Here is a 26,520-nt window from a genome sequence, read left to right as displayed (position 1 = left end):
AGGTCACCTCTGCTAGTCAGTGCATGCTGGTCTGTGATGCTAATCTTCGCTTTATTTTTTGTAATCAATGTTGCGCATGCGGAGGAGGCAGGCGGGCCAAGTGCGTCGAGGCAAGGTGAAGATGTTCAGGCGAAAAATCCGAACCCGAAAGAGCAAAATCTTGATGGTTGGATAAATTGCAACGATGCCCATCGTTCGAAGCAAGCGTATCATGATGTGACATTCAATAATTGTAATGGCTCTTACGAATTAAAGATCACGCGAGGCGACTACCAGTGTATGTATGGACCCGGAAACCAATCTCTTGATATTCCGGCTGGTTCGGCATATCAAATAAATTTGAGTGATAATGATTCGTGGCCGTCGTGTTCTCAGACGCAGAAATATGTGAAGTGGAGCATTGTTGCCGTGGGTGGGCCAAGTAATCCGGTTGAGTGGCATCACGACTATAATGTTTGGGGGTTTCCGGGGCAGTGGACTTCACAAATTGACAGCGGAGCTATAAATGGTCCGGGCCTGCCCTATAAGGCAACATGTGACGGAACTGATTGCCTACGCACTCCGGCCTACGCAGGTTCCGGTCGACCGCAGGTCATTATCTACTTCAACTGATGCGGCGCGGCCCGTGGGGCTGTTCTGGGTGATGATGCCGGTGCGATTAATCGTGTCGGCATCGCGTTCACGGGCAGGCGGCAGCGCCAATCGAAGCGAGTGCCCTCGATCATGCCGGAGCTGGTCGAGCGCGAACGAGTCGGGATAGCCGTTCTTCTTCAATTCCAGCTCGGCAGCGCAGACCATTTTCTCCATGAGCCGCAGCGTCCGGCGCACGTGCACGACTTCCAACACAAAGCGCTGTTCGATCGTGAGTGCCCGATTTTTCTTGTAGGCGGTCGCGCTCCATGCGTCGCGCAACTCCTCCCATGTCAGGCGTTGGAACTCAGGCAGCTTAGTTGCCTTGTCGGAGCCGCGATCGGGTTCGCTGGGGACGTCGTGGCGCCTGCATTTCATGGTTTCGCGTGCACGCCACTCGTCAGAGAACGGAGCAACGGATGCGCGCGAATTACCCATGCGTCCGGCCCGCATGATCTCCTTGTCGAGCTTGTTTGACAGGCGGCGCAGCGGGGCCGCGTATTGCAGCTCGTCGGCACGATCGAGGTACGCGATCATTCTCGTGGCATTGCCGGTCAGGGTGCTTATCTCACGCAGCGCAATTCGTAGGTGTGGCACTTCGAGAATCAGCCGATGGACATCGGCATACGTCGATCGCGAAGAGATTCGCCTTCCCGGCAATTCTGTACTTGTATCGCTAGAGTTTGGAGCTGGGCGGATTCACCAAGATACAGTCCATAGCCATCAGTAAGTTTGGTAGGCTTGTTGTCTGCCTTTGCTTGTCGGATCCTGATGCCGCTAAGCGGCGCGGTGAAGAAGGGGGTATCGTCCCCGGATGCTTGAAATGATACCCCCGGTAATACCCCTGCTTTCTCGGCTAGACGCATTGTCCGGCGAACGCAAGCGAACGGCCGAAGGGCGTAAGATGCCCGATTGGCAAGGGTGACAGGCAAGTCGCCGAACCGGAACGAACAGGAGCAACCGAAGTGATCCGTCATATTGTCATGTGGAAGTTGAAAGAATCGGCCGAAGGCGCGACGCGCGCACAGAACGCGCTGAAGCTGAAGGAAAAGCTCGAGGGCTGCCGCGACCTGGTGCCGGGCACGCTGCAGATCGACGTCGGCGTGGCGACGCCCGGCCTCGACGCGACCGCCGACATCGTGCTCGTGTCCGATTTCGCGGACAAGGCCGCACTCGATGCCTACCAGGTGCATCCGGTTCACCAGGAAGTGAAGAAATTCGTCGTCGCGGTGGCCGAATCGCGCGAGTGCGTCGACTACATCGTCGACAGCGCACGATGAGCGACGCGGCAACCCCGACGGACGGCCCGTCGATCGAAAGCCCGTTCGTCGACATGCTCGGCGTGCAGCTCGTGTCCGCGAAGGACGGTGCAAGCGAGATTGTGCTACCGCTCGAGGAGCGGCACATGAACACGTGGAGCATCGCGCACGGCGGCGTGACGATGACGCTCGCGGACATCGCGCTCGCGATGGCCGCACGCAGCCTGACCGACGACGGTATCGGCGTCGTCACGGTCGAGATGAAGGTGAACTTCATGCAGCCGGGGCGCGGCGAGCTGCGCGCTTACGGGCGTGTGATGCATCGCTCGACGACGATGGCCTACTGCGAAGGCGAAGTGCGCGACAGCGACGGCAATTTCGTCGCGAAGGCGCTCGGCACGTTCAAGTACATGCGGCGGCTCGCGGTGGGCCGCGACATCAAGCGGCAACGTTCGCGCACCGCGCCGGACGCCCAGCCCGGCCCGAGCGACGCGTAAGCGCCCGGACGCACGGCGGCCCTGCCTCTTAACCGGCAGGGCCGTTTTGTTTTGCTGTGTGCATCGCCCACCGCGGCATGTCGCAACGTACGGCGCATCACGCCCGCCTGACGCGCGCATGGCATCATGCACGCTTGTCCGTTCACGGTGCCCCGCAGGCGCCGTCCTCACCGATGCCGCTGAATCCGAAGATCGCCCAGGTGCTCGACATGATCGAGCGCGCGAAACGTCCGTCCTATCACCACCAGACGCCGCAGCAGGCGCGCGCCGCGTATGAGAAGAGCGCGCCGATCCTCGACGTCGCACCGGCGCCGATGCATTCGGTCGAGGCGTGCATCGTGCCGACGCGCGATGGTCGGACGATCGGTGCGCGGCTGTACCTGCCGGTCGCGCCGAGCCTCGCGGAGCCGCTGCCAGCGCTCGTCTACTACCACGGCGGTGGCTTCACGGTCGGCAGCGTCGATACGCATGACGCGCTGTGCCGGATGTTCGCGCATGATGCGCAATGTGCGGTGCTGTCGGTCGGCTACCGGCTCGCACCCGAACACAGATTTCCGACCGCGGTGAACGACGCCGACGACGCGCTGCAATGGCTGCATCGCGAAGCGGCCACGTTCGGCATCGATGCCGAACGGCTGGCCGTCGGCGGCGACAGCGCGGGCGGCACGCTCGCGACCGTCTGCGCGGTGCTCGCACGCGATGCGGGCATCCGCCTTGCGCTGCAGATGCTGATCTACCCGGGTGTGACGGGCTTCCAGGACACCGAATCGCACGCACGGCTCGCGAACGGCTACTTGCTGACGCAGGACACGATCCAGTGGTTCTTCACGCAATACGTGCGCGATCGGGCGGACCGCGACGACTGGCGTTTCGCGCCGCTCGACGGCACGCGCGATGCGCCGTCGTTCGCGGGCGTCGCGCCGGCGTGGATTGCGACGGCCGAATACGATCCGTTGAGCGACGAAGGCGCCGCGTATGCGGAGAAGTTGCGCGCGGCGGGAAACGCGGTCACGCTGGTCTGCTATCCGGGGATGATCCACGAATTCTTCAAGATGGGCGGCTACGTGCCCGAGGTGCGAGCCGCGCATGCCGACGCGGTCGCGGCGTTGAAGGCAGCATTCGACGACGTTTGACGGTGGTTGTTTGGCGGCGTCCGCGCCGCATGGGAGCTGCGATGACGAATGGCGTGGTGGAAACGGGCGACTGGACGGTACTCGGCGGCGACGCCGCGCGGATCCGCGACGCGGTGTTCGTGCGCGAGCAGCAGATACCGCCGGAATGGGAACTCGACGACGACGATCCGCTGTCGCTCCATGCGGTGGCGTACCGCGTCGATGCGGCGACCGGCGCGCGGCGCGCGGTCGCGACGGGGCGGCTGCTGCCGTCCGGTACGATCGGCCGCGTCGCGGTGCTGGCCGATGCACGCGGGCAGGGCGTCGGGTCAGCCGTGTTGAACGCGCTGCTGGAGGCGGCGCGGCGCCGCGGCGAAATCGTCGTGCGGCTCTACGCGCAGGATTCGGCCGTGTCGTTCTACCTGCGGCACGGCTTCGCGGCGGTCGGTGAACCGTTCGTCGAAGCCGGCGTGCCGCACGTCGAGATGGCGCGCGCGCCGTAGCGCAGCGCCTGTTCGCGCGCTCAGCGCCGCGGCGTCGCGTCGAGGTCGAACGTGAACGCGCGCTCGAACGTGCCCGGGCGAACGGTGCGGTGCGAGCCGTCGTCGTCGCAGCGCTCCTTGATCTCGACCGTCAGCCGCACGCCTTCCTTCATCGTGACGCGCAGCGCAGTCGTGCCGCGCGTACCGTATTCGGGTGTCTCGATAAATGCAGCCGACAGCGCACGCTCGCGCTCGATCGGAATGCCGGTATGCGGCAGTGCGTCGTCGTCCGCGACATGCGGGTCGCGCATCAGCGCGATCAGTTCGTCGAGCGACGGGGTCGGATTGTCGGTGAGCAGCGTGCCGAGCTCCGCGCGCTTGCGCACCACTTTCGGCCAGGGCGTATCGAGCCGCGCATTCGACAGCGCATGCACGCCGGGCGCGATCGCGACGGGCGCGGCGACACTGCTTTCGCCTTCGGGCGCGCGATTGCAGAACCACGCGAGCTCACGCCGTCGCCAGTCGCCGACGAGCAGGTTGAAGCCGTTGTAGACGGCCGCATGCTCCGCGAGCTGTCCGAGGTAGTCGAGCGGCGCGACGGACGGGCCGCCGAGGAAATCGGACACGAGCTTGCCCCGGGTCGGTGCGCCCGCGCGGATGTCGAACGGCGCGCGGTAGTTCGTCAGCGCGGCGAAGCGGCCGTCGCGCGATACGCCGAGCCACGTGCCGCCCGCTTCGAGATCGCGGCCGGCCAGCACGCCCGGTACATCTTCCCACCACGAGAGCGGCGCGCTGGTTCGACGAAAGAACTCGTCACGGTTGGCGGTGAGGGTAAAGACGGGACCGGCGGCGGCATCGGGCTGCCAGTCGAAGGCAATCAGACACATCGGGCGAATCTCTCGCAGGAAACATCGAGCGCCGGCTGCGACTCGCGAGCCGGCGCCCGAACGGGTTGTCAGTGCATCACGCTTCCGTCGGCCACGCGTACGGCAGCGTATCGAATGCGAGCGCCGGGCCGTCGGCCGCACCGAGGTGCACCGTGCCGTTGTCGAGCGCGGCGAGCTTGATCTCGACGAGCGCGTCGACCCCGCCCGCGGGCGCGGCCGCCGCGTTGACGATCATCCCGCAGGGCTGGCCGGGATCGTCGCTGTGGAACAGCTCGACGCCGGCATGCACGGTATCGGTCTCGCCCGCGACGTGCGCGAGCGCCGTGCGGCGCTTGATTGTGCCGCGGTACTGGCTGCGCGCGACGATTTCCTGGCCCGGGTAGCACCCTTTGCGAAAGTTGACGGCGCCGATCACGTCGAAGTTGACCATCTGCGGCACGAACTGTTCGACGGCAGGCTGCGTGATGCGCGGTTCGCCCGCGCGGATGTCGAGCCAGTCCCACACGGCCGGCGACACGACCGGCAGCGACCCGCCGAGCGCGGCGATGCGCGCGTCGACTTCGGCGCGCGGGCCGATCCACACATAGCGCTTGCGGCCGGCTGCATCGGGCACGCGGATCAGCGTGCCGGCGGGGCCGTCGACCTTCACGTGCACGCCGTCCGGCAGCGCATCGAAGATGCCCGACAGCGCGTCGCGCACGTCGCCCGCGAAACCGACCACCGCGAGCGCGTCGCTCGCATCCGTCAGCTTCGCTTTGGCACGCAGCACGAACATCGACAGCCGCTTCTGCACGGCCGGCTGCACGTCCTTCGACACCAGCAGGCGCACGCCGTGGCCGGCGCGCCACGTGAGGAACGAGCCGAGGAGGCGCCCCTTCGGCGAGCAATAGCCGGACAGCCGCGCGCTCGCGGCGTCGAGATGTTCGATGTCGTTGGTGAGCTGGCTGTGCAGGAACGTCGCGGCATCATCGCCGGCCACGTCGATCACGCCGAACTGCGGCAACGGCATGCAGGCGCCCGGCGCATCGAAATCGGCGGCGGACGGACGGGGGAAAACGGGGAGCGAGGCGGGTGCGGCCTGGACTGCCGGTGAAGCGAACGGTGTGCTCATGGAATGAGGGAACAGTCAACCCTGACTTTGACGGAGGCGAGCAAGTATTATATGGGTCTTACCTGAGTCACGTTTCCATGTCCCTACTGAAGAAATGCGCCGCGACGATCGTGGCGCTGGCCGTCGTTGTGGCCGCTGCCGGCGCGGGCGGCGGGTATTACTGGGCAACCCGGCCGCTGCTGCTGGGTTCGGCATCGCTCGACGTCACGATCAAGCCGCGCAGCAGCGTGAAGAGCGTCGCGCTGCAGTTGAAGCGTGGCGGCGTGCCGGTCGAGCCGCTCGGCTTCGTCTCGATGACGCGCGTGCTCGGGCTGTCGAGCCGGCTCAAGTCCGGCAACTACGAATTCAAGACCGGCATCACGCCTTACGAGGTGCTGCAGAAGATCGCGCGCGGCGACGTGAACGAATATGTCGCGACGGTCATCGAAGGCTGGACCTTCAAGCGGATGCGCGCGGAACTCGACTCGAACCCCGATCTTGCGCACGCGACGGCCAGCATGAGCGACGCCGAGCTGCTGCGCGCGATCGGCGCGTCGGACAGCGCGGTGCAGCGCGGCAGCGGCGAGGGGCTGTTCTTCCCCGACACCTACCTGTTCGACAAGGGCACGAGCGACCTGAACATCTACCGGCGCGCGTACCATCTGATGCAGACGCGTCTCGACGAGGCCTGGGCCGCGCGCGTGCCGGGCCTGCCGTACAAGACGCCTTACGAAGCGCTGACGATCGCGTCGATCGTCGAAAAGGAAACGGGCCATGCGGCCGACCGCGCGTTCGTCGCGGCCGTGTTCGCGAACCGGCTGCGCATCGGCATGCCGCTGCAGACCGATCCGTCGGTGATCTACGGGCTCGGCGATGCGTACGACGGCCGCCTGCGCAAGCGCGACCTGCAGGCCGACACTCCTTACAATACCTACACCCGACGCGGGCTGCCGCCGACGCCGATCGCGTTGCCGGGCGTGGCCGCGCTGCAGGCGGCGATCAATCCGGCACCGACGAGCGCGCTCTATTTCGTCGCGAAAGGCGATGGCACGAGCGTGTTCTCGGACACGCTCGGCGACCACAACAAGGCCGTGGACAAGTACATACGAGGTCAATAATGGCGAGCGGTAAATTCATCACGTTCGAGGGCATCGACGGGGCGGGGAAGACCACCCACCTGCAATGGTTCTGCGAACGCCTCCAGGGCAAGCTGGCTGCGGCCGGTCGGCAAGTCGTCGTCACCCGCGAGCCGGGCGGCACGCAGCTCGGCGAGAAACTGCGCGAGATCCTGCTGAACCAGCCGATGGATCTCGAGACGGAGGCGCTGCTGATGTTCGCCGCGCGCCGCGAGCATCTCGCGCTCGTGATCGAGCCGGCGCTCGCGCGCGGCGACTGGGTCGTATCCGACCGCTTCACCGATGCGACATTCGCGTACCAGGGCGGCGGCCGCGGGCTGCCGCGCGACAAGCTCGAGACGCTCGAGCGCTGGGTGCAGGGCGGGTTCCAACCCGATCTGACGGTGCTGTTCGACGTCGCGCCGCAAGTCGCGAGCGAGCGCCGCGGTGCCGCGCGCATGCCCGACAAGTTCGAGAGCGAATCCGACGCGTTCTTCTCGCGCACGCGCGGCGAGTACCTGCGGCGCGCGGAAGAGGCGCCGCACCGCTTCGCGATCGTCGATGCGACGCAGACGATTCCCGAGATCCGCCAGCAGCTCGAACGCGTGCTCGCCGCGCTGTAATTCGCAAGGAACGCACTCCATGATCTATCCGTGGCAAACCGACGACTGGAACCGCCTGCAGCAACTGCGCGCGCAATGGCCGCACGCGCTGCTGCTGCATGGCCAGGCCGGGATCGGCAAGCTGCAGTTCGCGCAGCATCTCGCGCAGGGCTTCCTGTGCGAATCGCCGCGGCCGAACGGCGAGCCGTGCGGCGCCTGCGCGGCCTGCACGTGGTTCTCGCAGGGCAACCATCCGGACTACCGGATCGTGCTGCCCGAGGCGTTGGCGGGCGAGGCGCCGGGCGCCGCGGACGACGCGAAGGCGGCCGACGCGGACGAAGGCGGCAAGAAGACGCGGGCGCCGAGCAAGGAAATCAAGATCGAGCAGGTGCGCGCGCTGCTCGACTTCTGCGGGGTCGGTTCGCACCGCGGCGGCGCGCGCGTCGTCGTGCTGTATCCGGCCGAAGCGCTCAACGTCGCCGCGTCGAACGCGCTGCTGAAAACGCTCGAGGAACCGCCGTCCGGCGTCGTGTTCCTGCTCGTGTCGGCGCGCATCGACCGCCTGCTGCCGACCATCGTCAGCCGCTGCCGGCAGTGGCCGATGGCGGTGCCGGCGCCCGACGCGGCCGCGGCCTGGCTTGCCGCGCAGGGCGTCGATCACGCGCCGGCGCTGCTCGCCGAGGCCGGCGGTGCGCCGCTCGCCGCGCTGGCGCTCGCGAGCGACGAGAACCGCCCGCTGCGCGACTACACGCTCGGGCAGCTCGCGGCCGGGGCGGCCTGCGACCCGTTCGCATGCGGCGAGACGCTGCAGAAGCTGCCGGTGCCGCTGGTGCTCGGCTGGCTGCAGCGCTGGCTGTACGATCTGCTCGCCCAGCGGATGGCGGGCGCGCCGCGCTACTTCCCGATGCACGCGGCGGCGCTCGCGCGCTGCGCGGAAGCGGTCGATGCGAACGCGTTCGCCCGCTTCATGAAGGCCGTGACGCGGCAGCGGACGGTCGAGAACCATCCGCTCAACGCGCGGCTCGTATTCGAGGAATTGTTTCTCGGATATCGGGAAATGTTCGCGTGATCCGGCATTGTTTCTCGCGGGTTGCGAAACGATGACGGGCCCACGCCGCGACGCGACCGTGGCCGTCCGGCCCGCGAACGCCGCCCGTTGCCGCATGCCGGTGCGCGCATGAGCGCCCGCCTTACGTATTAGGAAACACGATGTTCGTCGACTCTCACTGCCATATCAATTTCAAGGGCCTGGCCGACCGCCTGCCGGCCGTTCTCGAGAACATGCGCGAGCACGACGTTACGCACGCGCTGTGCGTGTCGGTCGATTTCGAGACGCTGCCGGAGGTCCTGGCGATCGCGGACGCGCACGACAACGTCTATGCGTCGGTCGGCGTGCATCCCGATCACGAGGACATGCACGAGCCGACGCTCGCGGAGCTCGTCGAGCTGGCCGCGCACCCGAAGGTCGTCGCGATCGGCGAAACGGGCCTCGACTACTACCGGCTCGAAGGCCGCTCGATCGACGACATGGAATGGCAGCGCGAACGCTTTCGCACGCATATCCGCGCGGCGACCGCGACGATGAAGCCGCTGATCATCCACACGCGCTCGTCGTCGGAAGACACGCTGCGGATCATGGCCGAGGAGCGTGCGGGCGTGCCGGGCGGCGTGATGCACTGCTTCACCGAGCCGTGGCCGGTGGCCGAGCAGGCGCTCGCGCAGAACTTCCATATCTCGCTGTCGGGCATCGTCACGTTCAAGAATGCAACCGACGTGCAGGACGTCGCGCGGCGCGTGCCGCTCGACCGGCTGCTGATCGAGACCGACTCGCCGTACCTCGCGCCGGTGCCGTATCGCGGCAAGCCGAATGAACCTGCGTACGTCAGCCATGTCGGACGCTTTATCGCATCCGAGCGCGGGATCGCCGTCGAGGCGCTCGCCGATGCGACGACGCAGAACTTTTTCCGGCTGTTCAAGATCGCCCGCTAACGACGGGCGCGCAGCCGACAACCCAGGGAAGGAGCCCACAACAATGACGAAGCCGACCAACCATCTGCCGAAACGTGCACTCGTTGCCGCCGCGCTCGTCGCGAGCGGCCTGTTCGCGGCAGCCGGCGCGCATGCCGAATCGCTCGATGCGATCGTCAAGGCCGTCAAGTTCGACGACATCGCCGACATCGGCAAGCAGCTCAAGAGCGGCAAGCTCGACCCGAACACGATCGCGCCGAACGGCGACCCGCTGATCGTGATCGCCGCGCGCGAGAAGTCCGACAAGGTCGCGGCGGCGCTCGCCACGACGCCGAACGTCGACCTCGAGAAGGAAGACAAGGCCGGCGAAACCGCGCTGATGCTCGCGTCGCTGAACGGCGACGTCGGCCTCGCGAAGCTGCTGATCGACAAGGGGGCGGAAGTCAGCAAGAAGGGCTGGGCGCCGCTGCACTACGCGGCCACCAATGGCCAGGATGCAGTGGTGAAGCTGCTGCTCGACCACGACGCGTACATCGATACCGCCTCGCCGAACGGCACGACGCCGCTGATGATGGCCGCACGCGGCAACCATCCGTCGACGGTCACGCTGCTGCTCGACCAGGGCGCCGATCCGCAGGTGAAGAACCAGCTCGGCATCACCGCGCTCGAATTCGCGAAGCACTACAACGCGCCGGACGCGATCGAGATCCTGAGCAAGCGGACGACCCGCATCGGGGCATCGACGCCGGCAGAGGCGCAAAAGAGTGCAAAATGACGGTTTTCGGTGCGGCAGACGGTGCCCGCCCGGCCGGATTCCGGCCGGAGCAGGGCGTCCCGGCGCCGCGCCGGCCAAGGCAGCAGGCGGTCTCGGGCCGCATTGACATAAGGAACACCATGTTGCGCGCAATGTTTTGTGCCGCGGCGTTTGCCGTGCCGTTGTCGGCGGCGGCTTTCACGGGCGCTGATCTCGACCGGCTGTGCGCGAAGACGGACGTCAAGTCGCGGGCGTCGTGCGCGGCCTACATCGAAGGCGCCGCCGACGGCGTCTACAACACCATCGATGCGATCGGCGGCACGACGGGGCCGCGGGTCGGCCAGTATTTCTGCCTGCCGCCCGACATCCGGGCGCAGCAGATGACCGACGCGGTGCGCAAGTACATCGCGGAAAATCCGAAGCTGGCCGACTACAACGCGAGCACCGCGGTGTCGCTCGGTCTCGGCAAGGCGTTTCCCTGCAGGAGCGGCAGCTGACCTGACGCCGTGTCCGGGCCCGCGCGCGGGCCGGGCGTCGCCGACGCATCCAGGACGAGGCGTGCGCGCCTCATTACCCAAGGGCGCCGATGATTTCAATCGAGGAACTGCAGCGCATCACCGATGCGCCGCTGCATTCATGGCTCGGCACGCTGGCCGTGTCCATCATCGTCTTGCTGGTCGTCACGGTCGTGCACCGTCTCGGCGCACGCATCGTCAAGCGCATCGCGCAGCCGTATCCGTTGATGAGCGCGATCCTGCGCTACATCGACCGGCCGTCGCTCGTCGTGCTCGCGCTGCTTGCGCTCGAATTCCTGTGGGTCCAGGCCGACGACGGCATGTCGTTCGTGCGCGGCATGCGCACGGCGGCGGCGGTCGGCTCCATCGTTTCGCTCACGTGGCTGCTGGTGCGGCTGGCGGCCGGCGTCGGCGACGCCATCATCCAGGCGCATCCGATCGATACGGCCGACAACCTCCAGGCCCGGCGCATCCATACGCAGGCCAAGGTGCTCGTGCGGACCGTGATGGTGCTGATCGTGATCATCGGCACCGGCGCCGCGCTGATGACGTTCCCGAACGTGCGCCAGGTCGGCGCGAGCCTGCTGGCGTCGGCCGGCGTCGCGGGCCTGGTCGCCGGTATTGCCGCACGGCCGGTGCTCGGCAACCTGATCGCCGGGCTGCAGATCGCACTCACTCAGCCGATCCGGCTCGACGACGTGGTCGTGATCCAGGGCGAGTGGGGGCGCATCGAGGAAATCACCGGGTCGTTCGTGTCGGTGCGGCTGTGGGACCAGCGGCGCCTCGTCGTGCCGCTGCAGTGGATCATCGAGAACCCGTTCACGAACTGGACGCGCAGCAGCTCGGAAATCATCGGCACGGTCTATCTGTCGGTCGATTACCGCACGCCGCTCGCGCCGCTGCGCGAGGAACTCGCGCGGCTCGTCCACGCGGCGCCGGAGTGGGACGGCCGCGTGCAGGTGCTGCAGGTGACCGACGCGACGGAGCGCACGATGCAGTTGCGCGCGCTCGTCAGCGCGGCCGATTCGTCGTCGTGCTGGGACCTGCGCTGCCGCGTGCGCGAAGGGTTGATCGCGTACCTGCAGGATCGCTATCCGCAATGCCTGCCGCGCAGCCGAATGGAACTGTATCCGCACGATGCCGCGCCGGATGCGCCGAATCCCGAACGGCCGCACGCGCGCTCGCCTGCCGCCAGCACGGCGGCCAATACCGCGGCCGACCCGCAGACCGCCGAAGGCCGCTGACAGCGGCCCGCACGCTCACCCTCCATCGTCATGACCGCGCTGAACACGCTCGCCATCGCCAATTACCGCTCGCTGCGCGAGCTGATCGTGCCGCTCGCGGCGCTCAACGTCGTCACGGGGCCGAACGGCAGCGGCAAGTCGAGCGTGTACCGCGCACTGCGGCTGCTCGCCGACACCGCGCAGGGGCGCGTGATCCCGTCGCTCGCCCGCGAAGGCGGGTTGCCGTCGACGCTGTGGGCCGGCCCCGAGCGCTTTTCGCGGGCGATGCTGGACGGCGACATGCCGGTGACGCCTTTGGTGCGCAGCGGGCCCGTGAGCCTGAAGCTCGGCTTCGCCTGCGACGATTTCGGCTATGCGATCGATCTCGGCATGCCGGTGAAGAACGACGCGACGCAGTTTTCGCTCGATCCGGTGGTGAAGCGCGAGTGCATCTGGGGCGGTGCGATGTTGCGCCCGTCGACGCTGCTGGTCGACCGTCAGGGCGCGCAGATCCGCGCGCGTACCGCGTCGGGCGACTGGCAGACGATTCCGCAGCCGGTGGCGAGCTTCGACAGCATGATGACCGAGTTCGCCGATCCAACCGGCGCGCCCGAGATGATCGCGGTGCGCGAACGGATCCGCTCGTGGCGCTTCTACGATCACTTCCGGACCGATGCGCAGGCGCCGGCGCGACAGTCGCACATCGGCACCCATACGCCGGTGCTCGCGGACGACGGCGCCGACCTGGCCGCCGCGTTGCAGACGATTCGCGAGATCGGCGACGGCGCGGCACTCGATGCGGCGCTCGACGACGCGTTTCCCGGCGCGTCGGTCGAGATCGACAATCCGGGCGGCCGTGGCCGCTTCGACGTGCTGATGCGCCAGCCGGGGCTGTTGCGGCCGCTCGCGGCGGCCGAGCTGTCGGACGGCACGCTGCGCTACCTGCTGCTCGCGGCCGCGCTGCTGACCCCGCGGCCGCCGGCACTGATGGTGCTGAACGAACCGGAGACGAGCCTGCACCCCGATCTGCTGCCGGCGCTCGGCCGCCTGATCGCGCAGGCGGCGCAGCGTTCGCAGGTGCTCGTCGTGTCGCACGCGGCGCGGCTCATCGCGACGCTCGAGCGCGAGGCCGGCTGCGAATCGCTGGTGCTCGACAAGCAGCTCGGCGCGACCGGGCTCGTCGATGCCGATACGCGCGACCTGCCGCCATGGAAGTGGCCGTCGCGCTGACGGGCAGGGCGGCGGCACGCGTTCGGGCGCGATCGTCGCATAGGGGGCCGGATCGGCCCGAAACGCGGAATGTATCCTGCCTGTAACAACACCCATAAAATGAAAGACGGGCGGTTCCGCGCAGCGGGATCGCGAATAATGAAGGGATATCCGGCTGGCGCTGCATGGGGGGCCGGGGCGTGAAAGCCCGAAGGCCCGCCGGCCGTGACGCAACGGACAGGACACAGGAGACGTGGACCATGAGAATTGCCCAGATCGCGCCGCTGACCGAATCGGTGCCGCCGAAGCTGTACGGCGGCACGGAGCGCGTCGTGTCCTACATCACCGAGGCGCTCGTCGAGCTTGGCCATGATGTGACGCTGTTCGCGAGCGGCGATTCGACGACGCGGGCGAAGCTCGAGCCGGTCTGGCCGCGCGCGCTGCGGCTCGATTCGTCGATCCGCGACCGGGTCGCGCCGCACATGCTGCTGATGGAGACGGTCGCGCGCCGCGCGAAGGACTTCGACGTGCTCCATTTCCACATGGACTACTACTCGTTCTCGGTCTTCAACCGGCAGGAAACGCCCTACGTGACGACGCTGCACGGCCGGCTCGACCTGCCCGAGCAGCAGCCGGTGTTCGACACGTTCAACACGGCGCCGGTGATCTCGATTTCGAACGCGCAACGCCAGCCGCTGCCGCAGGCGAAATGGTTGACGACGGTCTACCACGGGCTGCCCGATACGCCGTACATGCCGCAGCCGGTCGAGCCGCGCTATCTCGCGTTCCTCGGCCGCATTTCGCCGGAGAAGCGCGTCGACACGGCGATCCGCATCGCCCGCCAGTGCGGGCTGCCGATCAAGATCGCCGCGAAGATCGACGCGGCCGACGAGGAATACTTCGAGCGCGAGATCAAGCCGCTCTTCGCGCTGCCGCACGTCGAATTCATCGGCGAGATCGCCGATCACCAGAAGGCCGAATTCCTGTCGGGCGCGCATGCGCTGCTGTTCCCGATCGACTGGCCGGAGCCGTTCGGCCTGGTGATGATCGAGGCGATGTCGTGCGGCACGCCGGTGATCGCGTTCAATCGCGGCGCGGTGCCCGAAGTGGTGGACGAGGGCGTGTCGGGTTTCATCGTCGAGGACGAAATCAGCGCGGTGGCCGCCGTGAACCGGCTGCACCTGCTGCCGCGAGCGCGCGTGCGGCAGCGCTTCGAGGAACGCTTCACGTCGCGCCGCATGGCGCAGCAGTATGTCGACGTCTACCAGTCGGTGATCCGTGCGCAGAAGCGCGCACGCTTCAAGGTGATCGACTCGACGACCTGACGCGCGACGCGCACGACGCGCGCGGATGGAAAAACGGCGATGCCCGCAAGGACATCGCCGTTTGTGCATGGCCTGCGCGTGGTGCGCACGGGCGGTGCGCGAGCGTCAGATCTTCAGCTTCGTGACCTTCGTGCCGTTGATCGACACGTCGCCCATCAGGCCCGCGTTCGTCAGCACGACGACCTGGACCGGCGCGGTGGCCGTGGTCGTGTCGACCGCGCCGTTCGCGCCCATCTTCACGAGCGCGACCGATGCGCCGGCGCCGGCCGCCCAGCCGTCCGAGCCGCGGAATTCGTCGAGCGCTTCCTGCGTCATGAACAGGAACACGATCGCCTTCGACTGCGCACCGGCCTGCAGGCCGACCGACAGCGACGACGTGTTGTAGTAGCCGACCGTGCTGCCGCCGACGCGCAGTGCGCCGTTGCCGGACTGGCCGCCGACGATGAAGCCGGCCTGGATGACGTCCGGGAAGACGAGCACGCCGCGCGACTTCGCGACGAGTTCGCGCGAGCCCTTGACCGTGGAGTACATGCGCGACAGCGTGGCGTCGACGCTCGAGTCGATTGCCTGACGCTTCGACGCGTTCGTTGCGGCGTTGTCCGGCTTGTCCGGGGTGGTGGTGCAACCGGTGAGCGCGAGGCTACCGACGATGAGCGCAGCGGCGGCTTTCAGCACAAGATTCCGTTTTTGCATCGTTCTTCTCCATCGGATGATGTTCGGAGTGAGTCTCGCTCAGGGAGCGGATCACGTCGGCAGTTATATCACAGCGGATTACAGCCTCTTTTCGTTGCGACGTGAAAAAGCGTCAAATCGCTCGGGGATGTCGCGGCGCGCCAACGGACGAACCGGCACCCGCGCGCCGACGTCGTATCGGCATGCGGGAAACACGATGGTCGATCGGATGGCGGCGCCTGCCGCGCGCATCAGTGCGTGACGGGTGGAACAGGCGGCTTGATCGGCGGGCGGCGCAGCGCGCGGCGGATCAGCGCGATCACGACGCCGCAGGCGAACAGGAACGCGGCCGGCACGACCCAATAGCCGACGAACGCATGCCACAGATAGCCTGCGAGCGTATTGCGGCGCACCACGTATTCGTCGCGGGCCGCCTGCTGGCGCGGCGCATTGGCGGCGAGCACGTCGGCCGGGCAGCCGGCCGCGCGCGCCTCGTCAGATTCCCCGTGGCACTTCGCGGCGGCGCCGGCGGCCTGCTGCGCATCGGTGAGCTGCCAGGTGGTCAGCGCGAGTTGCAGGTCCGCCTTGTTGTACGCCATCTCCTCGCGGATCTCGCGCACGGCGACGATCGCGACGGGCACGGCCCAGAATACGATCACGATCAGCCAGCGGCGGAACCAGCGGTGTTGTCTCCATGCCATCCATGCCTCCGTTTGACGCGTGTGCGCGTCTGTCTCGAGGGCGGCCCGATGGCGCTTCTTGTACTTGGATGGGCCGCGTTGCAGCCATCATAGAAGAAAACGCGGCGAATTGCCGCACCATGTGGCGGCGCCGGCACGGCGGGCTGGAAAAGCGGGGCGGGAGACTGTTGCAACGGCGCGGCAGCGGGGCCGGGCGGGGCGCGTCGATGCGCGTGCAACGAAAACAAAAATGCCGCGCCCGCCGAAGCGGTGCGCGGCATTCGATACGGGAGCGCCGGAACTCAGGCGGCCGGCTGGCTGCTCAGGCAGCTCTTCATGAACGCCTTGCGGTCGTCGCCTTTCTTGCCGGTGGCCTGCGTGTTGCACGCCTTCATCTTTTCCTGCTGCGACATGGCCTTCGCGGGCTTCGCCGACAGGCAGTCCTTCATGAACGCCTTGCGTTCGTCGCCCGTCTTGCCGGCTGCCTGGGTGTTACAGGCCTTCATCTTGTCCTGCTGGCTGTTCGCCGCGAACGCGGGGGAAGCCAGCATGCCGCCGAGAAGCACTGCGGCTACGAGCGATTGGATTTTCATTTCGACACTCCCATGGGGTGAATTGCGTGTTATCGACGCCGCCACGAAGCACCGTGCAATGAGGATAGGGTCGCATCGCACAGCGCGCTCCGATTATGGCAAATCAATGTGAAAACACCAAAACGGCACTTTCTATAACGTTGCGGACGCCACGGCCGTTGACGGCACGCGTCACCGGACGATCGGGACAAACCATGATGCGCGGCGGCCGGCCTCGGTCGCCACGCCGGAACCCGGCCGCAAGCCTTTACAATCGCGGCCATGAACACTTCGAATTCCGCATCCCCTTCGTCCGCGGCGGCCCTGCCGCGCATCGCCGTGCTCGCCACCGGCGGCACGATCGCCGGCGCCGCGCCCGACGCCGCCAGCACGGCCGGCTACCAGGCCGGCGCGCTGGGCGTCACTTTCCTGGTCGACGCGGTGCCGGCGCTCGCGTCCGTCGCGCGCGTCGACGCCGAGCAGATCGCCAGTATCGACAGCAAGGATCTCGCGCTGCCGCTGTGGAATACGCTCGCCGCGCGGATCGACGCGCTGATGGCCGACCCGGCGGTCGACGGCATCGTGATCACCCACGGCACCGACACGCTCGAGGAAACCGCGTATGCGCTGCACCTGGTCGTCGACGGCGACAAGCCGGTCGTGCTGACGGCCGCGATGCGGCCGGCGACCGCGCTGTCTTCCGACGGCCCGCTGAACCTGCTGAATGCGGTGACGGTGGCCGCGCATCCGTCCGCGCGCGGGCAGGGCGTGCTGGTCGCATTCAACAACCGGATCCACGGCGCGCGCGACGTCGTGAAGACGAGCACCTATGCGGTCGATGCATTCCAGTCGCCGGAACTCGGCGCGCTCGGCTGGGTGCAGGACGGCCGGGTCGAATTCGCCCGCCGCGTCACGCGTTCGCGCGACACGCCACTGGCGATCGCCGCCGCGTGGCCGCCTGTCGACGTCGTCGCGAGCTACGCGGGCGTGACGCGGACGGCCGTCGACGCGCTCGTCGCGGCCGGCGTGCGCGGTCTCGTCGTCGCGGGCACGGGCAACGGCTCGATCCATGCGACGCTGCAGGCGGCGCTGGCCGATGCGGTGAACGCGGGCGTCGCGGTGGTTCGCGCGTCGCGCGTCGGGTCCGGGCATGTGATGCGCAACGGCGCCGCGAGCGACGATGCGCTCGGCTTCGTGAGCGCAGGGTCGCTGAACCCGTTCAAGGCGCGGGTGCTGCTGATGCTCGCGCTCGCGAACGGCATTCACGGCCGCGACGCGCTGCAGCGCGTGTTCGATACGCTATGACCGGCTGACCGATACGCGCGGCGCGGGCCGCGCGCGTCACCATGAAAAAAGCAGGCCATCGGCCTGCTTTTTTTGTCCGTCAGTCCGGCAACAATGCTCAGGACTGCGGCGGAATCACGAGCTTCTGGCCCGGGTAGATCCGGTCCGGGCTCGACAGCATCGGCTTGTTCGCCTCGAAGATCACCGGGTACTTGTTCGCGTCGCCGTAGACTTCCTTGGCGATCGCCGACAGCGTGTCGCCCGGCTTCACGTCGTGGTACTGCACTTCCGGATCGTCCGGCTGCAGATCGTCGTCATTGACGCCCGCGACGCCTTGCACGTTGCCGGCCGCGACCTTGACCTTGGCCTTCGTGTCGAGGTCGGCGACGCTGCCCGACAGCGTCACGGTGCGCGATGCGCCGTCGAACGCCACGGTCAGGTTCGACGTGTCGAGACCTTGCGTGTTGATGTAGTTCTTGATGGCATCGGCCGCGGTCTGGTTTGCGGCATTCGGATCTTCCGCGGCTTGCGCATCGGCATGACCCAGCAGTTTTTCGCCCGCCTCTTTGATAAACGAAAGAAGACCCATCGTTGCACTCCTTAGGTGGTTGAAAAGAAAACGCGCCGTGAAGTGGCGAAAAAAACACCGCGCTGGGCGCGGTCACCGGAGGTGAACGCTAGCGCGGCGGTTTTCTCGAAAGGCGTGGCGAAAGTGTAGGCGTTCATGACGACGATTGCATGAAAAATCGCACGCTCGAACGTAAAGAAATGTAATACGCGAAATCCGACAGGCGGACACCCGACGACGACGTCTGACCGACCAAGGCTTCCCCGGCGTCGCCGGGTGCCGCTGCGGACCCCACCACGCCGCTCTCAGCCCAGAGCGGCGTTTTTCGCCCCGTCCCGCATGCCATCGGCAGTGCAGGGCGGGGCGCCCCACCGTGATGCGCGAGTGCGTGGCGCCTCGCGCATCGATGCGACCGGCCGTGCCGGTCACGTGTGTCTGTCGCGCGCGTCCGCCATCGCAGCGGAAACGCGCATCGTTGCAGCCGTGTTACGCGGCCGGCGTCTGGCCGATCTCGAAGTTCGACATGATCTCGAGCGCGCGCACGAGCGCCGAGTGATCCCAGGCCTTGCCGCCGTGCGACGCACACACGCTGAACAGTTGCTGCGCGCTCGCGGTATGCGGCAGCGCGAGGCCGAGCTTGCGTGCGCCGTCGAGCGCGAGGTTCAGGTCCTTCTGGTGCAGCTCGATGCGGAATCCCGGATCGAACGTGCGCTTCGTCATCCGCGCGCCGTGCACTTCGAGGATGCGCGACGCGGCGAAGCCACCCATCAGCGCCTGACGCACACGCTCCGGATCGGCGCCCGAACGAGCGGCGAACAGCAGCGCTTCGCCGACCGCCTCGATGTTCAGCGCGACGATGATCTGGTTCGCGACCTTGCAGGTCTGGCCCGCGCCGTTGTCGCCGACGAGCGTGATGTTCTTGCCCATCTTCTCGAACAGCGGCCTGGCGCGTTCGAATGCCGCCTCCGGGCCGCCGACCATGATCGTCAGCGTCGCTTCGCGTGCGCCGACTTCGCCGCCGGACACCGGCGCGTCGAGGTAGTCGCAGCCGAGTGCGTTGATCTGCTTCGCGAATTCCTGCGTGTCGAGCGGCGAGATCGAGCTCATGTCGATCACGAGCTTGCCGGCCGAGAGGCCCTTCGCGACGCCGTCGTCGGCGAACAGCACGTTACGCACGTCCGGCGTATCCGGCACCATCGAGATGATGATGTCCGCGTTCTTCGCGACTTCGGTCGAGTTCGCGACGACCTTCGCGCTCGTGCGCAGGTCGTCCGGGATCGGGAACGCGCCGTTCACGACGAGCTGGTGGTCGCCCTTGAGCAGGTTGCGCGCCATGTGCGCGCCCATGATGCCGAGGCCGATGAAACCGATGGTTGCCATGTGAAAGTCTCCTATAGGGCTGAAAACGGAAAGGGCGGATCTCAGGCGGCGCGACGCGCCTAGCCCGGTGCGCAGCCGGCGACGCTTTGCAGCCAGCCGAGGCCTTCCGTCGTGGTGGTGCGGGGCTTGTATTCGCAGCCGACGTAGCCGGCATAGCCGAGCCGGTCGAGCAGCGCGAACAGGAACGCGTAGTTGATCTCGCCCGTGCCCGGCTCGTTGCGGCCCGGGTTGTCCGCGAGCTGGACGTGGCCGATCGATGCGAGGTTGCGTTCGATCGTCGCGGCCAGTTCGCCTTCCATGCGTTGCATGTGATAGATGTCGTACTGCAGGAACAGATTGTCCGAGCCGACCGCGCGGATCACGTCGAGCCCTTCCGACGAGCGGTTCAGCGCGAAGCCCGGGATGTCGAAGCTGTTGCACGGCTCGACGAGCAGGCGGATGCCTTCGCGCTTCAACGCATCGGCGGCAAAGCGCAGGTTGTCGACGATCGTGACGAACGTCTTGTCGCGCGCCGTGCTGGCCGACGGGATGCCGACGAGGCAGTTCAGCTGCGGCACCTTCAGCGCCTTCGCGTACTCGATCGCACGGCCGACCCCTTCCTGGAATTCGCCGACGCGATCGGGCAGGCACGCGATGCCGCGCTCGCCCTGGTCCCAGTTGCCGGCGGGCAGGTTGTGCAGCACGAGGCGCAGGCGATGCGTCTCGAGCCGCTCGGCGAGTTCCTCTTTCGCGTACGGATACGGGAACAGGAACTCGACGGCGTCGAAGCCCGCGTCGGCGGCCGCCTTGAAGCGGTCGAGGAACGGCACTTCGTTGAACAGCATGGTCAGGTTTGCAGCAAACTTCGGCATGAGCTAAGCCTCTTCGGTCGGTCAGTCAAAAATGTCGTGCGGTTCAGTCGAGCATCGAGATCGCGGTCGGTGCGTGCTCGGCCTTTTCGGCGAGATCCTCGAATTCGTTGATCGCGTCGATTTCGGTGCCCATCGAGATGTTCGTCACGCGCTCGAGGATCACTTCCACGACCACCGGCACGCTGAACTCTTCCGCGAGCGTTTGCGCCTGGCGCAGCGCCGGCTCGATCTCTTCCGGCTTGAACACGCGCAGCGCCTTGCAGCCGAGGCCTTCCGCAACCGCGACGTGGTCGACGCCATAGCCGTTCAGTTCCGGCGCGTTCACGTTGTCGAACGCGAGCTGCACGCAGTAGTCCATGTCGAATGCACGCTGCGCCTGGCGGATCAGCCCGAGGTACGAGTTGTTCACGACGACGTGCACGTACGGCAGCTTGAATTGCGCGCCGGCGGCCAGTTCCTCGATCATGAACTGGAAGTCGTAGTCGCCGGACAGCGCGACGATCGGGCGGCTCGGGTCCGCTGCCCGCACGCCGAGCGCGGCGGGGATCGTCCAGCCGAGCGGGCCGGCCTGGCCGCAGTTGATCCAGTTACGTGCCTTGAACACGTGCAGGAACTGCGCGGCGGCGATCTGCGACAGGCCGATCGTGCTGACGTAGCACGTATCGCGGCCGAACACCTTGTTCATCTCTTCGTACACGCGCTGCGGCTTGACCGGCACGTTGTCGAAGTGCGTCTTGCGCTGCAGCGTGCGCTTGCGTTCCTGGCATTCCGCGACCCATGCGCTGCGGTCCTTCAGCTTGCCGGCGGCCTTCCATTCCCGTGCGACGGCGACGAACAGTTCCAGCGCGGCCTTCGCGTCCGACACGATGCCGAGGTCCGGGCCGAACACGCGGCCGATCTGCGTCGGCTCGATGTCGACGTGCACGAACTTGCGGCCCTTCGTATAGACCTCGACGCTGCCCGTGTGCCGGTTCGCCCAGCGGTTGCCGATGCCGAGCACGAAGTCGGACGCGAGCATCGTGGCGTTGCCGTAGCGGTGCGACGTCTGCAGGCCGACCATGCCGGCCATCAGCGGGTGGTCGTCGGCAATCGCGCCCCACGACATCAGCGTCGGGATCACCGGCACGCCGATCGTTTCGGCGAACTGGACGAGCAGGTCTTCCGCCGCTGCGTTGAGCACGCCGCCGCCCGACACGATCAGCGGCTTGTCCGCGTCGTTGAGCATCGCGAGCGCCTTCTCGATCTGCGCGCGGGTGGCCGCGGGCTTGTAGACCGGCAGCGGTTCGTACGTGTCGATGTCGAATTCGATTTCGGCGAGTTGCACGTCGATCGGCAGGTCGACCAGCACCGGGCCCGGACGGCCCGAGCGCATCAGGTGGAACGCCTGCTGGAACACGCGCGGCACGAGCGCCGGCTCGCGCACGGTGACGGCCCACTTCGTGACGGGCTTCGCGATCGATTCGATGTCGACGGCCTGGAAGTCTTCCTTGTACAGGCGGGCACGCGGTGCCTGCCCGGTGATCGCGAGGATCGGAATCGAGTCGGCGGAAGCGGAATAGAGACCGGTGATCATGTCGGTGCCGGCGGGGCCCGACGTGCCGATGCACACGCCGATGTTGCCCGGGGCCGCACGCGTGAAGCCTTCGGCCATGTGCGACGCGCCTTCGACGTGGCGTGCCAGTACGTGGCTGATGCCACCCGACTTGCGCATGGCCGAGTAGAACGGGTTGATCGCTGCGCCCGGCACGCCGAACGCGGTCTGGATGCCTTCTTTCTCGAGCACGAGCACAGCTGCGTCGACGGCTCTCATCTTGGCCATGAATGTCTCCTTGAATGGGGTGGATCTTGCAAATGGGTCTGTTGGGGACACTTTAGGGATGCAGGAAAGGTTTGATAAGATCAGCCGAAGTCGCTTTTTTCGAAACTAAAAGTATGGAATGACGGCCGGGCGGGGCTTTCCGCCGGTGCCGCCGCAGAGACGGAGACGGGAGATGGATCGCTTCAAGCAGATCGAGACGTTCGTGCGGGTGGCCGATGCCGGCAGCCTCGCGGCGGCGGCGCTCGAGGAGGGCGTGTCGCCGGTGGTGCTCGGGCGGCGCATCGACGCGCTCGAAAAGCGTCTCGGCGTGAAGCTGATGTACCGCTCTACGCGGCGGCTGGTGGTCAGCGAGGAGGGCGCCGCGTTCCTCGAGCGTTGTCGCGGCCTCCTGTCCGAATGGGACCAGGCCGAGAACGAGCTGGCCGCCGGGGGGCGCGCGGTCAGCGGCCACCTGATCGTGTCCGCGCCGGCCGCATTCGGGCGCAAGCACGTCGCGCCGCACGCCCCCGGCTTTCTGGCCGACAAGCCCGAGATGCAGCTGTCGTTCAACCTGACCGACCGCGTCGTCGATCTCGTGCGCGAAGGCTATGACCTGTCGATCCGGATCGGTGGGGCCGTCGATCCGAACTTCGTCGCGGTGAAGCTCGCGTCGAACCGGCGTGTCGTGTGCGGCACGCCCGAGTATTTCCGCCGGCACGGCCGGCCGAAGTCGCTCGACGACCTGCTCAAGCACAACTGCCTGGCGTTCAACCTGCAGGGCGGGCAGAACCGCGGCTGGTATTTCCAGCGCCACGGCAAGATCGCGACGATGCGCGTGGCGGGCAATCTCGACTGCAACGACGGCGAGCTGCTGCACCGCTGGGTGGCCGAAGGTCTCGGGCTCGGCTGGCGCTCCACTTGGGAGATCGCCGCCCAGCTCGAGACGGGCGAGCTTGAAACCGTGCTCGACGAATATGCGTTGCCCGACTACGACATCCTCGCGGTCTACCCGCAGCAGCGCTACGTGCCGGCGCGCGTGCGCTACTTCATCGACTACCTGCGCGCCGCTTACGCGAGTCCGGGCTACTGGAGCACCACGCCGTAACGGCGCGGACGGCCCGGCCGCAGGGCTGTCCGGCGATTTTTTACGCTTCGGGCGCGCGGCGCGGGAATAAACTCGACGCAACGACGGTAAGGTCATCAAGCGTGCACGTTGCCAGTCTGTCCGGGCGCCGTGCTCGGAACGGGCGCGGCTTCGGCCGCCGGGACCAGGGAGGCCATGTGGGGCAAGCCGGACAGGCGATCGAAGAGCGGTCGGCGGACGACGCGGTGGCGCGCGGCGAGCGGTTTCGTGCGCTCGTGCTGCCGCATCTCGACGCCGCGTACAACCTCGCGCGCTGGCTGAGCGGCAACGCCGGCGATGCGGACGACGTCGTCCAGAACGCGTGCATGCGCGCACTGCGCTTCGTCGATTCGTGTCGCGGCGACAACGCCCGGCCGTGGCTGCTGACGATCGTGCGCCACACCTGGTACACGGAATGGCGGCGCCGCACGCATGCGCACGAGGTTGCGCTGCCCGACACGCTCGACGACACCGACGTGCCCGACGACTGGCAACCCGCGACCGACGATCCGCTCGCGCACCTGCTGCGCGGCGAGAACGTGCGGCTCGTGAACGAAGCGCTCGCGAAGCTGGCGCCCGAATACCGCGAGGTGCTCGTGCTGCGCGAGATGGAGGACCTGAGCTACCGCGAGATCGCGGCGATCGCGGACGTGCCGGTCGGCACCGTGATGTCGCGGCTCGCACGCGGCCGGCGCAAGCTCGCCGCGCTGCTGCGCGGCGAGCCCGCACCGGCGGCCGAAGGCAGGCAGGGCCGTACGCCGGCTGGCGGAACCGCATCGGAGGCTATCGATGGACTGTAACGAAGCGCGAGCGTTGCTGGACGCGGACGTCGACCGCGAGCTGTCGGCGCCCGATGCGTTGCGGGTCCAGCAGCATGTCGAAGGATGCGAAGCGTGCCGCCGCGAACGCGCGCGGATCGTCACGCTGGTGCAGGCCGTGCGCCAGGCCGACTACCACCGTGCGCCGGATGCATTGCGGGCCAGCATTCTCGCGAGCCTGCCGGCGGCGGCCGATGCGCCCGTGCGCGAGCAGGCGCAGCCGCAGCCCGAACCGCGGTCAACGCCGCAGCCGCGTCCGCGTGGCCGCCGCTGGTTTTCGTGGCTGACGGATCAAGGCGGGGCGGCGCGCCCGGCGTCGGCCGGCATGGGGCCGCGCGTGGCCGCGCTGCCCGGCCTCGGCTGGGGCGTCGCGCTGCTGGTGGCGCTTGCCGCGGCGGGCGGGATGACGTTGTCCGCCCGCCACGCCGACACCGACCGCACGGTCGACGAACTCGTGTCGAGCCACGTGCGGGCCGACCTGTCGGCGCGGGACATCGACGTGATCTCGACCGACCGGCACACGGTCAAGCCGTGGTTCAACGGCCGGATCGACTATGCGCCGCCGGTCGAGGATCTCGCGGCGGACGGCTTCGCGCTGGTCGGCGGCCGGCTCGACTATGTCGGGCGGCGCCGCGTCGCGGTGCTCGTCTACCGTCACCGGCAGCACGTGATCGACGTCTACGTGCGGCCGGCCGGGGAGGGGCCGGGGGCGCCGTACACGACCGTGTCGCAAGGCTACGCGCTCGACCGCTGGGAGGCGGCCGGCATGACCTGGTGGGCCGTGACCGACGCCGAACCGTCGGCGCTCGCGGCATTCAGGACCGCGCTCGATGCGCGACTCGGCGTGACACGCACCGAATGACGGCGGCGGGCTGCGGCCTGCCGCCTGTCGCGCGTTTCTGTTCCGACCCTGACCGGGAAATGCGCCCAAGAGCGCCCGACCTGCCCGGGTTCGCCCCCTCAAGTCTTTGAAAACATGGCCGAATCCGCGCACGAACCGTCGATTGGCCTTGCATGCGCCCCGTATCCGGGTTAGAATCTTCGGCTTCTCACTTGCCACACCGGTTCAGACGCCCGGGTGGCTTTAATCCACAAGGAGTGTGTAATGCGTCATTACGAAATCGTATTCATCGTGCACCCCGATCAGAGCGAGCAAGTGCCCGCGATGATCGAGCGTTACAAGACCACGATCACGTCGCACGGCGGTCAGATCCACCGCGTCGAAGACTGGGGCCGTCGCCAACTGGCCTACATGATCGAGAAACTCGCGAAGGCTCACTACGTCTGCATGAACATCGAGTGCGACCAGACGACGCTCGACGAACTCGAACACGCGTTCAAGTTCAACGACGCCGTGCTGCGCCACCTCATCGTCAAGATGAAGAAGGCCGAAACCGGCCCGTCGCCGATGATGAAGGAAGTTCAGCGCGAAGAAGCCAAGAAGGCGGCTGCAGCTCAGCCGACCGAAGCGCAGGCTTAAGTTCGTCATTCATTAAGCCATCAAGGAGCGCGTCACTCACGTGAACAGGTTGCAATTGACGGCAAGCGTCGTCGAACGCGCACCGGTGCGATATACGCCGGCAGGTGTTCCGATCGCAAGCGCCACATTGCATCACCGCACGGAAGTCGTCGAAGCAGGCATTCCCCGTCAGGTCGAAATGACGATCGAGGCGGTGGCGGCCGGTGAGGCGAGCGGCAGGCTGGAAAGTCGTGAAATGGGCGTCGAAACGCTGTTCACGGGCTTCCTGGCAAAGAAAAGCCGCAACGCGAGAACCTTGGTGTTTCACATCACAGCATTGCAGGACATTGGAAAGGACTGAAATCATGCCCCGCCCGACTGGTAAGAAATTCGACAAGCGTCGTCAGCAACAAAACCCGCTCTTCAAGCGCAAGAAGTTCTGCCGTTTCACGGCTGCAGGCGTCGAGCAGATCGACTACAAGGACACGGAAACGCTGAAGGACTTCATCGGCGAAAACGGCAAGATCACGCCGGCTCGTCTGACGGGTACGAAGGCGCACTATCAGCGTCAGCTGGATACGGCCATCAAGCGTGCGCGTTTCCTCGCGCTGCTGCCGTACACCGATCAGCACAAGGCGTAACCAGGC

Annotated in this window: 31 protein-coding genes; 20 read left to right on the top strand and 11 right to left on the bottom strand. The window is 67.0% G+C overall.

Going from position 1 to position 26,520, the window contains the following annotated elements:
* Nucleotides 1–552: 552 nt before the first annotated feature.
* Nucleotides 553–1,167 carry a hypothetical protein gene (locus tag LGM89_RS20110; protein ID WP_226273733.1) on the bottom strand — a complete coding sequence of 205 codons (615 nt, stop codon included), beginning with the start codon at nt 1,165–1,167 and terminating at the stop codon, nt 553–555.
* Between the two features lie 428 nt (nt 1,168–1,595).
* Here LGM89_RS20110 and LGM89_RS20105 point away from each other — a divergent pair, with 428 nt between their 5' ends.
* From LGM89_RS20105 to LGM89_RS20090, 4 genes are all read left to right on the top strand, one after another.
* On the top strand, nt 1,596–1,910 hold the full coding sequence (locus tag LGM89_RS20105; RefSeq protein ID WP_027787175.1) for a Dabb family protein: 315 nt from the start codon (nt 1,596–1,598) through the stop codon (nt 1,908–1,910).
* On the top strand, nt 1,907–2,386 hold the full coding sequence (locus LGM89_RS20100) for a PaaI family thioesterase (protein WP_046545900.1): 480 nt from the start codon (nt 1,907–1,909) through the stop codon (nt 2,384–2,386). Before LGM89_RS20105 ends, LGM89_RS20100 begins: the two co-directional genes overlap by 4 nt.
* Before the next feature lie 173 nt (nt 2,387–2,559).
* Nucleotides 2,560–3,519, top strand: coding sequence for an alpha/beta hydrolase (locus LGM89_RS20095; protein WP_226273732.1), 960 nt, complete (start codon nt 2,560–2,562; stop codon nt 3,517–3,519).
* A 41-nt stretch (nt 3,520–3,560) separates the two neighbouring features.
* Nucleotides 3,561–4,001 carry a GNAT family N-acetyltransferase gene (locus LGM89_RS20090; protein ID WP_069248160.1) on the top strand — a complete coding sequence of 147 codons (441 nt, stop codon included), beginning with the start codon at nt 3,561–3,563 and terminating at the stop codon, nt 3,999–4,001.
* Between the two features lie 20 nt (nt 4,002–4,021).
* Here the strand turns inward: LGM89_RS20090 and LGM89_RS20085 are convergent, their stop codons facing one another.
* Nucleotides 4,022–4,867 (bottom strand): NRDE family protein, encoded by an 846-nt coding sequence (locus LGM89_RS20085; RefSeq protein WP_089495027.1) that lies wholly within the window; start codon nt 4,865–4,867, stop codon nt 4,022–4,024.
* Nucleotides 4,868–4,943: 76 nt separating this feature from the next.
* On the bottom strand, nt 4,944–5,978 hold the full coding sequence (locus LGM89_RS20080) for a YgfZ/GcvT domain-containing protein (protein ID WP_226208126.1): 1,035 nt from the start codon (nt 5,976–5,978) through the stop codon (nt 4,944–4,946).
* A gap of 77 nt (nt 5,979–6,055) precedes the next feature.
* Here LGM89_RS20080 and mltG point away from each other — a divergent pair, with 77 nt between their 5' ends.
* From mltG to LGM89_RS20035, 9 genes are all read left to right on the top strand, one after another.
* Nucleotides 6,056–7,075, top strand: coding sequence for an endolytic transglycosylase MltG (mltG, locus tag LGM89_RS20075; RefSeq protein WP_226273731.1), 1,020 nt, complete (start codon nt 6,056–6,058; stop codon nt 7,073–7,075).
* Nucleotides 7,075–7,695, top strand: coding sequence for a dTMP kinase (gene tmk / locus LGM89_RS20070; RefSeq protein WP_069248156.1), 621 nt, complete (start codon nt 7,075–7,077; stop codon nt 7,693–7,695). The genes mltG and tmk overlap by 1 nt, the downstream gene beginning before the upstream one ends.
* 19 nt (nt 7,696–7,714) lie before the next feature.
* The gene (locus LGM89_RS20065; RefSeq protein WP_089495024.1) at nt 7,715–8,743 is read left to right on the top strand and encodes a DNA polymerase III subunit delta'; all 1,029 of its coding nucleotides are present in this window, start codon (nt 7,715–7,717) and stop codon (nt 8,741–8,743) included.
* A gap of 140 nt (nt 8,744–8,883) precedes the next feature.
* Nucleotides 8,884–9,663, top strand: coding sequence for a TatD family hydrolase (locus tag LGM89_RS20060; RefSeq protein ID WP_089495023.1), 780 nt, complete (start codon nt 8,884–8,886; stop codon nt 9,661–9,663).
* Nucleotides 9,664–9,706: 43 nt separating this feature from the next.
* Nucleotides 9,707–10,417 carry an ankyrin repeat domain-containing protein gene (locus LGM89_RS20055; RefSeq protein ID WP_089425602.1) on the top strand — a complete coding sequence of 237 codons (711 nt, stop codon included), beginning with the start codon at nt 9,707–9,709 and terminating at the stop codon, nt 10,415–10,417.
* Nucleotides 10,418–10,536: 119 nt separating this feature from the next.
* Nucleotides 10,537–10,893 carry a Rap1a/Tai family immunity protein gene (locus tag LGM89_RS20050; RefSeq protein ID WP_059506076.1) on the top strand — a complete coding sequence of 119 codons (357 nt, stop codon included), beginning with the start codon at nt 10,537–10,539 and terminating at the stop codon, nt 10,891–10,893.
* Between the two features lie 89 nt (nt 10,894–10,982).
* Nucleotides 10,983–12,155: a mechanosensitive ion channel family protein gene (locus LGM89_RS20045; protein WP_089495022.1), complete on the top strand. Its 1,173-nt coding sequence runs from the start codon at nt 10,983–10,985 to the stop codon at nt 12,153–12,155.
* Between the two features lie 30 nt (nt 12,156–12,185).
* Entirely contained in the window at nt 12,186–13,364 is a 1,179-nt protein-coding gene (locus LGM89_RS20040) for an AAA family ATPase (protein WP_089473030.1), read from the top strand.
* Between the two features lie 239 nt (nt 13,365–13,603).
* Entirely contained in the window at nt 13,604–14,668 is a 1,065-nt protein-coding gene (locus tag LGM89_RS20035) for a glycosyltransferase family 4 protein (RefSeq protein ID WP_226273730.1), read from the top strand.
* A gap of 105 nt (nt 14,669–14,773) precedes the next feature.
* Here the strand turns inward: LGM89_RS20035 and LGM89_RS20030 are convergent, their stop codons facing one another.
* The 3 genes from LGM89_RS20030 to LGM89_RS20020 form a co-directional block, all read right to left on the bottom strand.
* Entirely contained in the window at nt 14,774–15,361 is a 588-nt protein-coding gene (locus tag LGM89_RS20030) for a YSC84-related protein (RefSeq protein ID WP_039367021.1), read from the bottom strand.
* 230 nt (nt 15,362–15,591) lie between these two features.
* A complete protein-coding gene (locus LGM89_RS20025) occupies nt 15,592–16,041 on the bottom strand; it encodes a hypothetical protein (RefSeq protein WP_179254817.1) in 450 nt (149 codons plus the stop codon).
* Between the two features lie 281 nt (nt 16,042–16,322).
* Nucleotides 16,323–16,613 carry a PsiF family protein gene (locus LGM89_RS20020; protein ID WP_043188161.1) on the bottom strand — a complete coding sequence of 97 codons (291 nt, stop codon included), beginning with the start codon at nt 16,611–16,613 and terminating at the stop codon, nt 16,323–16,325.
* A 261-nt stretch (nt 16,614–16,874) separates the two neighbouring features.
* Here LGM89_RS20020 and LGM89_RS20015 point away from each other — a divergent pair, with 261 nt between their 5' ends.
* Nucleotides 16,875–17,897, top strand: a complete 1,023-nt coding sequence (locus LGM89_RS20015) for an asparaginase (protein WP_089495019.1) — start codon at nt 16,875–16,877, stop codon at nt 17,895–17,897.
* Nucleotides 17,898–17,994: 97 nt separating this feature from the next.
* Here the strand turns inward: LGM89_RS20015 and lysM are convergent, their stop codons facing one another.
* From lysM to gcl, 5 genes are all read right to left on the bottom strand, one after another.
* Nucleotides 17,995–18,465, bottom strand: a complete 471-nt coding sequence (lysM, locus tag LGM89_RS20010) for a peptidoglycan-binding protein LysM (RefSeq protein ID WP_039367010.1) — start codon at nt 18,463–18,465, stop codon at nt 17,995–17,997.
* Nucleotides 18,466–18,476: 11 nt separating this feature from the next.
* Nucleotides 18,477–18,602, bottom strand: coding sequence for a hypothetical protein (locus LGM89_RS37195; protein ID WP_256093589.1), 126 nt, complete (start codon nt 18,600–18,602; stop codon nt 18,477–18,479).
* 328 nt (nt 18,603–18,930) lie between these two features.
* Nucleotides 18,931–19,824, bottom strand: a complete 894-nt coding sequence (locus LGM89_RS20005) for a 2-hydroxy-3-oxopropionate reductase (RefSeq protein WP_089440271.1) — start codon at nt 19,822–19,824, stop codon at nt 18,931–18,933.
* 59 nt (nt 19,825–19,883) lie between these two features.
* Nucleotides 19,884–20,675: a hydroxypyruvate isomerase gene (hyi, locus tag LGM89_RS20000; RefSeq protein ID WP_226273729.1), complete on the bottom strand. Its 792-nt coding sequence runs from the start codon at nt 20,673–20,675 to the stop codon at nt 19,884–19,886.
* A gap of 43 nt (nt 20,676–20,718) precedes the next feature.
* Entirely contained in the window at nt 20,719–22,494 is a 1,776-nt protein-coding gene (gene gcl, locus LGM89_RS19995) for a glyoxylate carboligase (protein ID WP_226207720.1), read from the bottom strand.
* Nucleotides 22,495–22,666: 172 nt separating this feature from the next.
* Here gcl and LGM89_RS19990 point away from each other — a divergent pair, with 172 nt between their 5' ends.
* The 6 genes from LGM89_RS19990 (at nt 22,667) to rpsR (ending at nt 26,514) form a co-directional block, all read left to right on the top strand.
* Complete coding sequence (locus tag LGM89_RS19990) at nt 22,667–23,578, top strand: LysR family transcriptional regulator (protein ID WP_226273728.1); 912 nt, start codon at nt 22,667–22,669, stop codon at nt 23,576–23,578.
* Nucleotides 23,579–23,754: 176 nt separating this feature from the next.
* On the top strand, nt 23,755–24,396 hold the full coding sequence (locus LGM89_RS19985) for an RNA polymerase sigma factor (protein WP_226273727.1): 642 nt from the start codon (nt 23,755–23,757) through the stop codon (nt 24,394–24,396).
* On the top strand, nt 24,386–25,276 hold the full coding sequence (locus LGM89_RS19980) for an anti-sigma factor family protein (protein WP_226273726.1): 891 nt from the start codon (nt 24,386–24,388) through the stop codon (nt 25,274–25,276). The genes LGM89_RS19985 and LGM89_RS19980 overlap by 11 nt, the downstream gene beginning before the upstream one ends.
* Before the next feature lie 243 nt (nt 25,277–25,519).
* Complete coding sequence (gene rpsF / locus LGM89_RS19975) at nt 25,520–25,894, top strand: 30S ribosomal protein S6 (protein WP_006402295.1); 375 nt, start codon at nt 25,520–25,522, stop codon at nt 25,892–25,894.
* A 40-nt stretch (nt 25,895–25,934) separates the two neighbouring features.
* The gene (priB, locus tag LGM89_RS19970; protein ID WP_011657069.1) at nt 25,935–26,234 is read left to right on the top strand and encodes a primosomal replication protein N; all 300 of its coding nucleotides are present in this window, start codon (nt 25,935–25,937) and stop codon (nt 26,232–26,234) included.
* 4 nt (nt 26,235–26,238) lie between these two features.
* Nucleotides 26,239–26,514 (top strand): 30S ribosomal protein S18, encoded by a 276-nt coding sequence (gene rpsR / locus LGM89_RS19965; RefSeq protein ID WP_006486248.1) that lies wholly within the window; start codon nt 26,239–26,241, stop codon nt 26,512–26,514.
* The last annotated feature ends 6 nt before the right edge of the window (nt 26,515–26,520 follow it).

This window comes from Burkholderia sp. AU31624 (genome assembly GCF_020420065.1).
GTDB lineage: Bacteria > Pseudomonadota > Gammaproteobacteria > Burkholderiales > Burkholderiaceae > Burkholderia.
The sequence above is the reverse complement of the archived record's forward strand: the minus strand, read 5'-3'. Positions and strand labels throughout refer to the sequence as shown.

Coding starts and splice junctions, on each gene's coding strand:
- LGM89_RS20110 (WP_226273733.1), bottom strand. CDS start 1,167: ATGATCGCGTACCTCGATCGTGCCGACGAGCTGCAATACGCGGCCCCG.
- LGM89_RS20100 (WP_046545900.1), top strand. CDS start 1,907: ATGAGCGACGCGGCAACCCCGACGGACGGCCCGTCGATCGAAAGCCCG.
- LGM89_RS20095 (WP_226273732.1), top strand. CDS start 2,560: ATGCCGCTGAATCCGAAGATCGCCCAGGTGCTCGACATGATCGAGCGC.
- LGM89_RS20090 (WP_069248160.1), top strand. CDS start 3,561: ATGACGAATGGCGTGGTGGAAACGGGCGACTGGACGGTACTCGGCGGC.
- LGM89_RS20085 (WP_089495027.1), bottom strand. CDS start 4,867: ATGTGTCTGATTGCCTTCGACTGGCAGCCCGATGCCGCCGCCGGTCCC.
- LGM89_RS20080 (WP_226208126.1), bottom strand. CDS start 5,978: ATGAGCACACCGTTCGCTTCACCGGCAGTCCAGGCCGCACCCGCCTCG.
- mltG (WP_226273731.1), top strand. CDS start 6,056: ATGTCCCTACTGAAGAAATGCGCCGCGACGATCGTGGCGCTGGCCGTC.
- tmk (WP_069248156.1), top strand. CDS start 7,075: ATGGCGAGCGGTAAATTCATCACGTTCGAGGGCATCGACGGGGCGGGG.
- LGM89_RS20065 (WP_089495024.1), top strand. CDS start 7,715: ATGATCTATCCGTGGCAAACCGACGACTGGAACCGCCTGCAGCAACTG.
- LGM89_RS20060 (WP_089495023.1), top strand. CDS start 8,884: ATGTTCGTCGACTCTCACTGCCATATCAATTTCAAGGGCCTGGCCGAC.
- LGM89_RS20055 (WP_089425602.1), top strand. CDS start 9,707: ATGACGAAGCCGACCAACCATCTGCCGAAACGTGCACTCGTTGCCGCC.
- LGM89_RS20050 (WP_059506076.1), top strand. CDS start 10,537: ATGTTGCGCGCAATGTTTTGTGCCGCGGCGTTTGCCGTGCCGTTGTCG.
- LGM89_RS20045 (WP_089495022.1), top strand. CDS start 10,983: ATGATTTCAATCGAGGAACTGCAGCGCATCACCGATGCGCCGCTGCAT.
- LGM89_RS20040 (WP_089473030.1), top strand. CDS start 12,186: ATGACCGCGCTGAACACGCTCGCCATCGCCAATTACCGCTCGCTGCGC.
- LGM89_RS20035 (WP_226273730.1), top strand. CDS start 13,604: ATGAGAATTGCCCAGATCGCGCCGCTGACCGAATCGGTGCCGCCGAAG.
- LGM89_RS20030 (WP_039367021.1), bottom strand. CDS start 15,361: ATGCAAAAACGGAATCTTGTGCTGAAAGCCGCCGCTGCGCTCATCGTC.
- LGM89_RS20025 (WP_179254817.1), bottom strand. CDS start 16,041: ATGGCATGGAGACAACACCGCTGGTTCCGCCGCTGGCTGATCGTGATC.
- LGM89_RS20020 (WP_043188161.1), bottom strand. CDS start 16,613: ATGAAAATCCAATCGCTCGTAGCCGCAGTGCTTCTCGGCGGCATGCTG.
- LGM89_RS20015 (WP_089495019.1), top strand. CDS start 16,875: ATGAACACTTCGAATTCCGCATCCCCTTCGTCCGCGGCGGCCCTGCCG.
- lysM (WP_039367010.1), bottom strand. CDS start 18,465: ATGGGTCTTCTTTCGTTTATCAAAGAGGCGGGCGAAAAACTGCTGGGT.
- LGM89_RS37195 (WP_256093589.1), bottom strand. CDS start 18,602: ATGAACGCCTACACTTTCGCCACGCCTTTCGAGAAAACCGCCGCGCTA.
- LGM89_RS20005 (WP_089440271.1), bottom strand. CDS start 19,824: ATGGCAACCATCGGTTTCATCGGCCTCGGCATCATGGGCGCGCACATG.
- hyi (WP_226273729.1), bottom strand. CDS start 20,675: ATGCCGAAGTTTGCTGCAAACCTGACCATGCTGTTCAACGAAGTGCCG.
- gcl (WP_226207720.1), bottom strand. CDS start 22,494: ATGGCCAAGATGAGAGCCGTCGACGCAGCTGTGCTCGTGCTCGAGAAA.
- LGM89_RS19990 (WP_226273728.1), top strand. CDS start 22,667: ATGGATCGCTTCAAGCAGATCGAGACGTTCGTGCGGGTGGCCGATGCC.
- LGM89_RS19980 (WP_226273726.1), top strand. CDS start 24,386: ATGGACTGTAACGAAGCGCGAGCGTTGCTGGACGCGGACGTCGACCGC.
- rpsF (WP_006402295.1), top strand. CDS start 25,520: ATGCGTCATTACGAAATCGTATTCATCGTGCACCCCGATCAGAGCGAG.
- rpsR (WP_006486248.1), top strand. CDS start 26,239: ATGCCCCGCCCGACTGGTAAGAAATTCGACAAGCGTCGTCAGCAACAA.